This is a genomic window from Pseudomonas sp. 203-8 (assembly GCF_020708595.1).
GTDB lineage: Bacteria > Pseudomonadota > Gammaproteobacteria > Pseudomonadales > Pseudomonadaceae > Pseudomonas > Pseudomonas aeruginosa.
In genome coordinates this window covers 485,871-497,668 of the sequence record NZ_JAJFDF010000003.1, presented here as the reverse complement: position 1 = coordinate 497,668, position 11,798 = coordinate 485,871, and the positions used below count along the sequence as shown (strand labels likewise).

The following is an 11,798-nucleotide window of genomic DNA, read 5'->3' as shown; positions in this document are numbered from 1 at the left end:
ATGTTCGAACTGGATTCGACGCTGGCGCAGCACATCGTCGATCGGGCGATGGCGATCCTGCCGCACAACATCAATGTGATGGATGCCCAGGGCATGATCATCGGCAGCGGCGATCCATCGCGCCTGCATACCCGCCACGAAGGGGCGCAACTGGTGCTGGCCAACCGGCGGGTGGTGGAAATCGACGAGCAGGCCGCCGCCTGCCTGCGCGGGGTGCGGCCAGGGGTGAACCTGCCGTTGCTGCACGCCGAGCGGCTGGTCGGCGTGCTCGGCATTACCGGCGCGCCGGAGGTGGTCCGGCCCTATGCCGAGCTGGTGCGGATGGCAGCGGAAATGCTCATGGAACAGCGCCAGATGCAGGACGAGCGACACTGGCAACGCCAGCGTCACGAAGCCTGGCTGCGCCAGTTGCTCGATCCCGGCCACGGCCTCGGGGCGCTGGCGGCCGATGCCGAACACCTGGGGCTGGCCATGCACTGGCCGCGCCAGGCGGTCTTCCTGGAGTTGCCCGAGCATGCCGATCCGCTGCCTTGCCAGGCTCGCCTGCTGGCGGCACTCGGCGGCCGGGCGGAGCACTGGAGCGCGGCGCTGGGCGAGCGCCTGGTGTTCTGGTGCCGGCCGGTAGCCCACGCAGATACGCTCGAGCACTGGCTGGAGCGCGCCGACGCGCGCGGCTGGGGCGTGGCGCGCCTGTGTGCCGGCGACCCGGCGCATGACCTGGCCGAGCTGCGCGCCTCGGCCTGCGCCGCGCGCGACCTGCTGGACTATGCGCGCAGCCGGTTGCCCGGTCGGCGGGTCGTGATCCTGGACGGACACCGCCTCGCCAGCCTGCTGTTCAGCCAGCGCGACAGTTGGCAGGTGCGGCAGCTGCTGGCGCCCTTGCAGCGGTTGCTCGACCACGATCCGCAAGGTTCGCTGGCCGCTACCCTGGAGTCCTGGTGCGCCCATGACGGGCACGCCCAGGCCTGTGCCCAGGCGCTGGGAATCCATCGCAACAGCCTGCGCTACCGACTGGAGCGCATCGCTTCGATCAGCGGGCTCGATCTCGCTCGCCTGGAGCACCGCCAGCAATTGTTGCTGGGGCTGCAATTGCTCGTTCCGCGCCGCGGGTAACGGGCGATCAATCGATTCACTGTGCAGTCGCACAAAATGTTCCCCTTCCAGCGCCGTCTTCCTCTGGCCGTTGCACAAGGCGTGTCCGGTCCCGACGGAGCGAAAATGACCCGCCCCTGGGCGCCCATCCCACACCCATAACAACAAGGAGGCGGCTCATGACCCTGGTCCTGATCCTGCTGGCGTTGATCGCCTTTATCGTCCTGTCCACCACGCGACTCAAGCTGCACCCGTTCCTCGCCCTGCTGGCGGCCGCGCTGATCGCCGGCTTCGCCTACCAGGTACCCACGGCGGAAATCGTCAAGACCGTTACCGGCGGCTTCGGCAGCATCCTCGGCTACATCGGCATCGTCATCGTGCTCGGCACCATCATCGGGGTGATCCTCGAGCGCAGCGGTGCGGCGATCACCATGGCGGAAAGCGTGATCCGCCTGCTCGGCGAACGCTTCCCGACCCTGACCATGTCGATCATCGGCTACCTGGTGTCGATCCCGGTGTTCTGCGATTCCGGCTTCGTCATCCTCAACTCGCTGAAGAACGCCCTGGCGGCGCGGATGAAGATATCCACCATCGCCATGAGCGTGGCCCTGGCCACCGGTCTCTACGCCACCCACACCTTCGTGCCGCCGACCCCGGGACCGATCGCCGCGGCCGGCAACCTCGGCCTGGACGCCAGCCTTGGCCTGGTGATCGTGGTCGGCCTGGTGGTCGCCTTCGTCACCGCGATGGCCGGCATGTGGTGGGCCAATCGCTTCGTCGGCAAGGACATTCCCCTGGTCGACGACGGCCAGGTCGTCCAGACCGAAGAGGACTTCAGCGAGCTGCGTGCCCGCTACGGCAAGCTGCCCAGCGCCACCCAGGCGTTCGCGCCGATCTTCGTACCGATCCTGTTGATCTGCCTTGGCTCGGTCGCGGTATTCCCGAGCAAGCCGCTGGGCGAGGGCGTACTGTTCGCCTGCCTGAACTTCCTCGGTCAACCGGTGATCGCCCTGCTGGTCGGCCTGGCGCTGGCCTGCACCCTGCTCAAGGGCCAGAGCAAGCGCGAGGAATTCCATGAGCGCGTGGTGGAAGGCATCCAGTCGGCCGCGCCGATCCTGCTGATCACCGGCGCCGGCGGCGCCTTCGGTGCGATGCTGAAGATCACTCCGCTCGGCGACTACCTGGGCAGCACCCTGTCAGCGTTGGGCATCGGCCTGTTCATGCCGTTCGTGGTGGCGGCCGCGCTGAAGACCGCACAGGGCTCGACCACCGTGGCGCTGGTCACCACCTCGGCGCTGGTCGCTCCGCTGCTGCCGCAGCTCGGCCTGGACAGCGAGATGGGCCGGGTGCTGACGGTCATGGCGATCGGTGCCGGAGCGATGACGGTGTCCCACGCCAATGACAGCTTCTTCTGGGTGGTCACACAGTTCAGCCGCATGACCGTATCCACTGCCTATCGCGCCCAGACCCTGGCGACCCTGGTCCAGGGTATCGCCGGTATGCTCGCGGTATGGCTGCTCAGCCTTGTGCTGCTCTGATTGAAGCGGGGCCGGGGACTCCCGGCCCTGCGAGGTGACTGATGAAAATCGTGATTGCTCCTGATTCGTTCAAGGAAAGCCTGTCCGCGCCCGACGTCGCCGAGGCTATCGCCCGCGGCTGGCGGCGAGTCTTCCCGCAGGCCGAGGTGTTGCTGCGGCCACTGGCGGACGGCGGCGAAGGCACGGTCGATGCGGTACTCGCCGCCACCGCCGGCGAACGTCGCGAATGCCGTGTCGAAGGCCCGCTCGGTGAGCCGACCCTGGCGCACTGGGGCTGGCTGGACGACGCCACCGCAGTGATCGAAATGGCTTCCGCCAGCGGCTTGCACCTGGTCCCGCGCGACCGCCGCGACGCCACGCGCAGCAGCAGCCGTGGCACTGGCGAGCTGATCCGTGCGGCGCTGGACGCCGGGGCGCGGAAGATTATCCTCGGCCTCGGCGGCAGCGCTACCAATGATGCCGGCGCCGGCCTGCTGGGCGCGCTCGGCGTGCGTTTCCTGGCTGCCGACGGCGAGGAACTGGCGCCCGGCGGCGCCGCGCTGGCTGGCCTGCACAGTCTCGACCTGGGCGGGCTGGATCCGCGCCTGGTGGATGTCGCGGTGGAAGTCGCCGCAGACGTCGACAACCCGCTATGCGGGCCGCGCGGCGCGTCGGCGGTGTTCGGTCCGCAGAAGGGCGCCAGCGCCGAACAGGTGGCGCAACTGGATGCCGCCCTGGCGCACTTCGCCAAGGTGGTCGCGGCGACCCTTGGCGAGGACTTCAGCCGGGTGCCGGGCGTCGGCGCCGCCGGCGGCCTGGGTTTCGCCGCGAGGGCATTCCTCCGCGCGCGTTTCCGCCCAGGCATCGAACTGGTGGCGGAGCTGGCCGGGCTGGCCGATGCGCTGGTCGGTGCCGACCTGGTGCTGACCGGCGAGGGCCGTCTGGATGCGCAGAGCCTGCACGGCAAGACCCCGGTGGGCGTGGCGCGGATCGCGCGCCAGGCCGGCGTTCCCGTGGTAGCCCTGGCCGGCAGCCTGGGCGACGGCTACCAGCGCCTGCACGACGCCGGCATCGATGCGGCGTTCAGCCTGGCGCCGGGACCGATCAGCCTGGAGCAGGCCTGTGCCGGAGCGGCGGCGGAACTGGAGGCGCGCGCCGAGCAGATCGCCCGGCTCTGGCGCCTGGCTCAGGCTTCGCGGGAAGGGTAGTCGGCGGCGGCGCGCTCCAGCCAGGCCGGCAGGTCGCGCCGCTTCACCTTGCTGGCCTTGGCCTCGGCCAGTCGCTGTAACAGATAGTCACGCTTTTGCGGGTCGTCGCCGGCGAATGACAGCGCCAGGTCGCGGTCCATCCAGCGGCGGATGCGCCAGTAGATCCACCAGTGGAAATACAGGCCGGCGGCGGTGGTGACGACGATGATGAAATAGTCCATGGCTGTTCCTTCTGCGGGCGCTCACCCTAGCCGATCGGTCCCGCCGATGAAAGCGGGAGGGTTCGGTCGAAACTGAACGAACCTGTACCATTGCTGAATCGATTCGATTATCTCGCGCCGGCCAGGTGACAGGAGCGGCTGCGGGAGAGTCTAATATTCGTCAGTTATCCCTTTCGGAGATGCCGTTATGCGCAAGTCTGCCTTGATCGTTGCTTCCTTCACCGCCATGGCCCTGGCTCTTGGCGGCTGCCAATCCAGCCTCACCGGCGATACCTACAGCCGTGAGGAAGCCCGTACCGTGCAGACTGTACGCATGGGCACCATCCAGGCCTTGCGCCCGGTCAAGATCGAAGGCACCAAGACCCCGATCGGTTCCATCGCCGGTGCCGGCGTCGGCGGTGTCGCCGGCAGCGCGGTGGGCGGCGGCAAGGGCAGCTACGTCGCGGCCATCATCGGCGCGGTCGCTGGCGGCCTGCTGGGCGCGGCTACCGAAGAAGGCCTGACGCGCACCCAGGGCGTCGAGATCACCGTGCGCGAAGACGACGGCAGCACCCGCGCCTATGTCCAGCAGGTCGACCAGGGCCAGATCTTCCGCGTCGGCGAGCGCGTGCGCATCCTGACCGTCAACGGCACCAGCCGCGTCGCCCACTGATTCTTCCCACGTTATCCCGCGGCCGGCATTTCGCCGGCCGTTTTCGTTGTAGCGCCGAACCACTGCCGGCGTTGTCTTGCTAAGCTTCAAGTCGTTGCCGTTGCAGAGTTTTTTTCGGCTTTCCGGCAGTCGGAACGCCTGAATTTTGTAATAATTCAATCCATGACGTTCGTTCGATAGATTGCGATAATCGTAGTTCCGTCGCGCCGCGCCTGCCGGTGGCCGATGGGGCTTCGAGCTGCTGGCGATCCGGCCGCGCACCGACAACCGCGGGGAAGCACCGCCGGCCAGGCATGCCGGGGGCTCCGCCATCGAAGAGGAGTAGCCCATGATTCTGGCGCTGATCATCGCGCTGCCGTTCATGGGGGCGTTGTTGCCCCTGCTTGCCGAGCGTGGCGGCCGCACCTTGTGCGCGGCGTCCGCCGGCGTGGCGCCGCTGATCGGCCTGATCCTGTTGCTCGGGCAGCGCGGCACGGTGTTCGCCGGGCAGACCCTGACCGCCAGCTATTCCTGGCTGCCGGAAATCGGCATCAACCTCAGCCTGCGCCTGGACGGCCTCGGTTTCCTCTTCGCCCTGCTGATCCTCGGCATCGGCCTGCTGGTGATCCTCTACGCCCGCTACTACCTCTCCGAACAGGAGCCGATGGGGCGTTTCTTCGCTTTCCTGCTGCTGTTCATGGGCTCCATGCTCGGCGTGGTGCTCGCGGAAAATCTCTTGCTGATGATGCTCTTCTGGGAGCTGACCAGCCTGTCCTCGTTCCTGCTCATCGGCTTCTGGGGCAGCCGTTCCGACGCCCGCAAGGGTGCGAGGATGGCCCTGACCGTTACCGGAGGGGGCGGCCTGGCGCTGCTGGCCGGGGTGCTGCTGCTCGGCCACATCGCCGGCAGCTTCGAACTCACCGAGGTCCTCGCGGCTGGCGAGCTGATCCGCGCCCACGCCCTGTATCCGCTGGTGCTGATACTGATCCTGCTCGGCGTGTTCACCAAGTCGGCGCAGTTTCCCTTCCATTTCTGGCTGCCCCACGCGATGGCGGCGCCGACCCCGGTTTCCGCGTACCTGCACTCGGCGACCATGGTCAAGGCCGGCGTATTCCTGCTGGCCCGGCTGTATCCGGCGCTGGCCGGCACCGAGTGGTTCTTCTACCTGGTCAGCCTGAGCGGCCTGGTGACGCTGTTGCTGGGGGCCGGCATGGCACTGTTCCAGCATGACCTGAAGGGGCTGCTGGCCTACTCGACGATCAGCCACCTGGGCTTGATCACCCTGCTGTTCGGCCTCGACTCCCCGCTGTCGAACGTCGCCGCGGTGTTCCACATCATCAACCACGCGACCTTCAAGGCCTCGCTGTTCATGGCCGCCGGGATCATCGACCACGAGACCGGCAGCCGCGACATGCGCCTGATCAACGGGATGTGGAAGTACCTGCCGCATACCGCGGTGCTGGCCATCGTCGCCTCCCTGGCGATGGCCGGGGTGCCGCTGCTGAACGGCTTCCTCAGCAAGGAGATGTTCTTCGGCGAAACCCTCAGCCAGAACCTGCTGGGCAGCTTCAACTGGCTGGTGCCGGCGGTGGCGACCCTGGCCGGCGTGTTCTCGGTGGCCTATTCGCTGCGTTTCATCCACGACGTGTTCTTCAACGGCGAGCCGGCCCGGTTGCCGAAGTTCCCGCCCCACGAGCCGCCGCGCTACATGAAGGTACCGGTGGAGATCCTGGTGTTCCTCTGCCTGTTGGTCGGCATGCTGCCGGCCTACACCGTGGCGCCGCTGCTGGCCGCCGCCGCCAGTGCCAGCCTTGGCGGGCAACTGCCGGAATACAGCCTGGCGATCTGGCACGGTTTCAACCTGCCATTGCTGATGAGCGTGGTGGCGCTGGTTGGCGGTGTGCTGGTCTATGTCCTGCGCAAGCCGCTGTTCAACTGGTACGCCGGGTTACCGGAGGTGGACGCCAAGCTGGTCTTCGAGCAGCAGGTGCAACGTGTGGTGGCCCTGGCCGCGCGCCTGACCGCCTGGCTGGAGAACGGGTCGCTGCAGCGCTACCTGGCCTGGCTGCTGGGCGCGGCGCTGGTCGTGGTGGCGGTCGAGCTGGCACCGCTGGCGAGGCTGACCGGCTCGCGCGGCCTGACCCCGCTGGACGGTATCACCGCCCTGGGCATGCTGGTGCTGGCCTTCAGCGGCCTGGCCACGGCGCTGTTCCATCGTATGCGCCTGGTCGCGCTATTGATCCTCAGCGTCGCCGGCCTGCTGGTGGCCCTGGCCTTCGCTCGCTTCTCGGCCCCGGACCTGGCGCTGACCCAGTTGTCGGTGGAAGTGGTGACCATGGTCCTGCTGATGCTGGCGCTGTATTTCCTGCCCTCGCGCACTCCGGCGGAGTCCTCCAGCCTGCGCGGCTTGCGCGACGTGGCGCTGGCCGGCGGGGTCGGCATGCTGGTGGCGCTGCTGGCCTACGCGGTGCTGACCCGGCCCTACGAGAGCATCGCCGGATTCTTCGTCGAGAACAGCGTCTCCGGGGGCGGCGGCTACAACGTGGTCAACGTCATCCTGGTGGACTTCCGTGGTTTCGATACCCTCGGCGAGATCAGCGTGCTGGCGATCGCCGGCGTCGGCATCTACGCGATGCTCGCCGGTTTCGCCCTGCACAAGCCGACCTGCGACCCGCAGGGTCGCAACTGGGCCCACGCCAAGCACCCGCTGATCCTGGAAACCCTGTCGCGGGTGCTGCTGCCGCTGGCGTTGCTGATCTCGGTGTTCATCTTCCTGCGCGGCCACAACCTGCCGGGCGGAGGTTTCATCGCCGGCCTGGTGACTGCCATCGCCCTGGTGCTGCAATACATCGCCAGCGGCTCGCAGTGGGTCGAGCAGCGCCTGCCGCTGAACTATGCGGCCATGGCTGGCGCCGGAGTGCTGATCGCCGGGCTCACCGGGCTCGGCAGCTGGCTGTTCGGCTATCCGTTCCTGACTTCCGCGTTCGGCCACTTCGAGTTGCCGCTGATCGGCGAGATCGAGCTGGCCACGGCGATGCTGTTCGACCTCGGCGTGTACCTCACCGTGGTCGGTGCCGCGCTGCTGATCCTGTCCTACCTCGGCAAGCTCAGCCTGATGCCTGAACCCGTCGCACAAGAGGAGGCGCTCTGATGGAAGCCCTGTTCGCCATCACCCTCGGCCTGCTCACCGCCAGCGGCGTCTACCTGCTGCTGCGGGCGAGGACTTTCCCGGTGGTGCTCGGTCTCACGCTGATCTCCTACGCGGTCAACCTGTTCCTGTTCGCCATGGGCCGGCTCGGCGGCAGCGTCGCGGTGATCGGCACTCCCGGGGAGTATGGTGATCCGTTGCCGCAGGCGCTGGTGCTGACCGCCATCGTCATCGGCTTCGCCATGACCGCCTTTGTCGTGGTCCTGGCCCTGCGTGGCCTCGGTGACCTCGGCAGCGACCACGTAGATGGCCGTCCGGACGAGGAGGAGCCGCGCCCATGAGCCATTGGCTGATCCTGCCGATCCTGCTCCCCCTGTTTGCCGGCAGCCTGCTGCTGTTGCCGCTGGCCGAGCGCTGGCAGCGCGGCCTGTCGTTGCTCGCGGCGCTGGCACTGATCCCCCTGAGCCTGCTGCTGATACGTACGGCCGCCAGCGGCGACCTGAGCGTCTATGCCCTGGGCAACTGGGCCGCGCCGTTCGGCATCGTGCTCATGCTCGATCGTCTCGCCGCCCTGATGCTGCTGGCCACCGCGGTGCTCGGCAGCGCCGCGCTGATCTACGCGCTGCGTGGCGACGACCGCCTGGGCAAGCATTTCCACGCGTTGTTCCAGTTCCAGCTGCTCGGTATCAACGGCGCCTTCCTGACCGGCGACCTGTTCAACCTGTTCGTGTTCTTCGAGATACTCCTGATCGCCTCCTACGCGTTGCTCCTGCATGGCGGCGGCGCGGAGCGGGTACGCTCGGGCTTGCACTACGTGATCCTAAACCTGGTCGGCTCGGCGTTCTTCCTGATCGCCGTGGGTACCCTGTATGGCCTCACCGGCACCCTGAACATGGCCGACATGGCGCAGAAGATCGCCATGGCAGATGCCGAGCGCGCGCCGCTGCTGGCGGCAGCCGGGCTCCTGCTGCTGGTGGTGTTCGCCCTGAAGGCGGCGCTGTTGCCGCTGTACTTCTGGCTGCCGCGCGCCTATGCCGCGGCCAGCGCGCCGGTGGCGGCGCTGTTCGCGATCATGACCAAGGTCGGCATCTACTCGATCCTGCGGGTCTACACGCTGGTCTTCGGCGATGCCGCCGGCGAGCTGGCCAACCTGGCGCAGGCCTGGCTCTGGCCGCTGGCCCTGGCGACCCTCGGCCTGGGCGCGATCGGTGCCTTGGCGGCGCGGACCCTGCAAGGCCTGCTGGCCTACCTGGTGGTGGTCTCCGCCGGAACCCTCCTGGCTGGCGTGGCGTTGGGCAGCGAGCGGGCGCTGGCGGCGTCGCTGTACTACCTGCTGCACAGTACCTGGATCGCCGGTGGCCTGTTCCTGCTCGCCGACCTGGTCGCCCGCCAGCGCGGCGACAAGGCCGGCGACCTGGTCCAGGGCCCGGCGTTGCAGAATCCTCGGTTGCTCGGCGGGGCTTTCTTCATCGGCGCCATCGCCGTTGCCGGTCTGCCGCCATTGTCGGGGTTCTTCGGCAAGGTCATGCTTTTGCAGTCGGTCGCTCCCGGCAGCCAGGCGCTGGCCCTATGGAGCGTGGTACTGGGCAGCGGCCTGGTGGCGCTGGTGGCGTTGAGCCGGGCCGGCAGCACGCTGTTCTGGCGCACCGGGCATACCGTGCTCGGTAGCGCCGAACTGGACCACGGCCGCTTGTTCGCCTGCATCCTGTTGCTCTCCGCCGGCCCGTTGCTGGTGTTCGCCGCGAAGCCGCTGCTGGCCTACGTCCAGGCCACCGCGGCGCAGTTGCACGACCTCGACCTGTATCGCCAGATCATCACCCGCGGAGGTGCCGCATGATCAGCCGTTCGTTGCCGCGTCCGCTTCTTCGCGTACTGCCTCATCCCGTGCTTAGTGTCCTGCTGTTGCTGGTCTGGTTGCTGCTGGTGGATTCCTTCGCCATCGGCCACTGGCTGCTCGGCGCCTTCCTCGGCGTGTGCATTCCGCTGCTGACCAACCGCCTGCTGGTCGGGCGCAGCCAGGAGTGGCATCCGTTGCTGCTGCTGAAGCTGCTGGCGCTGGTGATGTGGGACATCCTCGTCGCCAACATCCAGGTCGCCCGCCTGACCCTCGGACCGATCGAGCGCTTGCGTCCGGCCTTCGTCGAGGTGCCGATCGAGCTGGAGAACGACCTCGCCATCAGCGTGCTGGTGAGCATCGTCTCGCTGACCCCGGGGTCGGTGTCGTCGGACCTCAGCGACGACCGCAAGACCTTGCTGGTGCACGGCCTCGACGTGCCGGACAAGGCGGCGCTGATCGCCGAGATCAAGCAACGCTACGAAGCGCCGCTGAAGGAGATCTTCCCATGCTCGCTTACGTGATCCCGCTGTGCCTGGCGCTGCTCGGCCTGGCCCTGTTGCTGACCCTGGCGCGCCTGGTCAAGGGGCCGTGCCTGCCGGACCGGGCGCTGGCGCTGGACACCCTCTACGTGAACGCCATCGCGCTGCTGGTGCTGTACGGCATCTGGCGCGACAGCGACCTGTTCTTCGAGGCGGCGCTGCTGATCGCGGTGCTCGGCTTCGTCGGTACGGTGGCGGTGGCCAAATACATGCTGCGCGGAGACATCATCGAATGACTGGCGAACCCCTGAGCCTGTGGCTGGAAATCATCGTCTCGGCGTTCCTCCTGCTGGGCAGCGCCTTCGTCCTGATCGGCGCGATCGGCCTGTACCGCCTGCCGGACTTCTTCATGCGCCTGCACGGGCCGACCAAGGCCACCACCCTCGGGGTCGGCGGGGTGATCGTCGCCTCGCTGATCTATTTCTCCAACCGCCAGGCGGGCATCAGCCTGCATGAGCTGCTGATCAGCCTGTTCCTCTTCATCAGCGCTCCGGTCAGCGCCTACATGCTGGCCAAGGCCGCGGTGCTGCAGCAGTTGCCGCTGGAGAAGAAGACTCGCGGCAAGCCCTGGGAGCAGTGAGGCACGGCGCAACAGTTTTGCCCGCTTTCTGTGCCTGTCGGCGCGGCTAGTCGGCTGCCTATACTGGGAGTCCTTTTTCCGGCGCCGTGACGGCGCCCGTGGTGGAGATTCCCTTGACTCGGACGCGCTGGTTCGCCCTGGCCTGCCTGATCCTGGCGATGGCGCTGTGGGGCAGTTCGTACGTGGTGCTGAAGGTCGCTTTCCGCGAACTGCCGCCGCTCTGGGTGATCTTCGGTCGCATGGCCCTCGGCAGCCTGGTGTTCCTCGTCGCCTGGCGCTGGCGGGGACGCATCGACTACCGCTCGGGCGACTGGAAGTACCTGCTCGGCCTGGCCGTCTGCGAACCCTGCCTGTACTTCCTCTGCGAATCCTTCGCCCTGCAATACACTAGCGCGGCCCAGGCCGGGATGATCACCGCGCTGCTGCCGTTGCTGGTGGCGGTGGGGGCCTGGTTGCTGCTGCACGAACGGATCGGTCGGATGACCTGGATCGGCTTCGGCCTGGCGGTGCTCGGTTCGATCTGGCTGAGCCTCGCCGGCGAGCCCGACCTGCACGCGCCGCAGCCGCTGCTGGGCAACTTCTTCGAACTTCTCGCGATGATCTGCGCCACCGGCTATACCCTGTTGCTGAAGCACCTGTCGGCGCGCTACTCGGCATTCGCCCTGACCGCCATGCAGGCCTTCGTCGGCACGTTGTTCTTCCTGCCGCTGGCGCTGGCCAGCGCCGACCTGCCGAGCCAGCCCAGCGCGCTGGGGATCCAGGCGGTGGTGTATCTCGGCGTGGTGGTCACGGTGGGCGCCTACGGCCTGTACAACTTCGGCGTCGGTCGACTGCCGGCCAGCCAGGCCTCGGGATTCATCAACCTGATCCCGGTCTTCACCCTGGTATTCGCCGCGCTGTTCCTCGGCGAAACCCTCAACGGCCCGCAGATGCTCGCTGCCGGCATGGTCTTCATCGGCGTCGCCATCAGCCAGTGGCGCAGCGCTCCGCCGCCGCCTCCTGCCGGCGTCCTGAACTGAAGGAGT

At 67.7% G+C, this 11,798-nt stretch carries 12 protein-coding genes; 11 read left to right on the top strand and 1 reads right to left on the bottom strand.

The features are described 5' to 3' along the window. The 3 genes from LJF27_RS09085 to LJF27_RS09075 all read left to right on the top strand — a co-directional run bounded on the left by LJF27_RS09085 (position 1) and on the right by LJF27_RS09075 (position 3,817). Entirely contained in the window at positions 1–1,113 is a 1,113-nt protein-coding gene (locus LJF27_RS09085; RefSeq protein ID WP_014603183.1) for a CdaR family transcriptional regulator, read from the top strand. Positions 1,114–1,271: 158 nt separating this feature from the next. Then, positions 1,272–2,630: a GntP family permease gene (locus LJF27_RS09080; RefSeq protein WP_003086363.1), complete on the top strand. Its 1,359-nt coding sequence runs from the start codon at positions 1,272–1,274 to the stop codon at positions 2,628–2,630. A gap of 41 nt (positions 2,631–2,671) precedes the next feature. After that, the gene (locus LJF27_RS09075; protein WP_003082051.1) at positions 2,672–3,817 is read left to right on the top strand and encodes a glycerate kinase; all 1,146 of its coding nucleotides are present in this window, start codon (positions 2,672–2,674) and stop codon (positions 3,815–3,817) included. On the opposite strand, the gene LJF27_RS09070 is transcribed toward LJF27_RS09075, so the two are convergent. After that, positions 3,796–4,038, bottom strand: a complete 243-nt coding sequence (locus tag LJF27_RS09070) for a hypothetical protein (RefSeq protein WP_003082053.1) — start codon at positions 4,036–4,038, stop codon at positions 3,796–3,798. The genes LJF27_RS09075 and LJF27_RS09070 overlap by 22 nt on opposite strands. Before the next feature lie 187 nt (positions 4,039–4,225). Here LJF27_RS09070 and LJF27_RS09065 point away from each other — a divergent pair, with 187 nt between their 5' ends. The 8 genes from LJF27_RS09065 to LJF27_RS09030 all read left to right on the top strand — a co-directional run bounded on the left by LJF27_RS09065 (position 4,226) and on the right by LJF27_RS09030 (position 11,792). Further along, the gene (locus LJF27_RS09065) at positions 4,226–4,690 is read left to right on the top strand and encodes a glycine zipper 2TM domain-containing protein (protein WP_003082056.1); all 465 of its coding nucleotides are present in this window, start codon (positions 4,226–4,228) and stop codon (positions 4,688–4,690) included. Between the two features lie 328 nt (positions 4,691–5,018). After that, positions 5,019–7,820, top strand: a complete 2,802-nt coding sequence (locus LJF27_RS09060; RefSeq protein WP_003082059.1) for a monovalent cation/H+ antiporter subunit A — start codon at positions 5,019–5,021, stop codon at positions 7,818–7,820. Further along, positions 7,820–8,158, top strand: coding sequence for a Na+/H+ antiporter subunit C (locus LJF27_RS09055; protein WP_003082068.1), 339 nt, complete (start codon positions 7,820–7,822; stop codon positions 8,156–8,158). The genes LJF27_RS09060 and LJF27_RS09055 overlap by 1 nt, the downstream gene beginning before the upstream one ends. Next, entirely contained in the window at positions 8,155–9,654 is a 1,500-nt protein-coding gene (locus LJF27_RS09050; protein WP_003082071.1) for a monovalent cation/H+ antiporter subunit D, read from the top strand. Before LJF27_RS09055 ends, LJF27_RS09050 begins: the two co-directional genes overlap by 4 nt. Continuing rightward, positions 9,651–10,175 (top strand): Na+/H+ antiporter subunit E, encoded by a 525-nt coding sequence (locus LJF27_RS09045; RefSeq protein WP_003082074.1) that lies wholly within the window; start codon positions 9,651–9,653, stop codon positions 10,173–10,175. The genes LJF27_RS09050 and LJF27_RS09045 overlap by 4 nt, the downstream gene beginning before the upstream one ends. After that, positions 10,160–10,429, top strand: a complete 270-nt coding sequence (locus LJF27_RS09040) for a K+/H+ antiporter subunit F (protein WP_003082079.1) — start codon at positions 10,160–10,162, stop codon at positions 10,427–10,429. The genes LJF27_RS09045 and LJF27_RS09040 overlap by 16 nt, the downstream gene beginning before the upstream one ends. After that, complete coding sequence (locus LJF27_RS09035; protein ID WP_003082083.1) at positions 10,426–10,773, top strand: Na+/H+ antiporter subunit G; 348 nt, start codon at positions 10,426–10,428, stop codon at positions 10,771–10,773. The genes LJF27_RS09040 and LJF27_RS09035 overlap by 4 nt, the downstream gene beginning before the upstream one ends. 113 nt (positions 10,774–10,886) lie before the next feature. Then, the gene (locus tag LJF27_RS09030) at positions 10,887–11,792 is read left to right on the top strand and encodes a DMT family transporter (RefSeq protein WP_003449018.1); all 906 of its coding nucleotides are present in this window, start codon (positions 10,887–10,889) and stop codon (positions 11,790–11,792) included. Positions 11,793–11,798 lie beyond the last annotated feature (6 nt).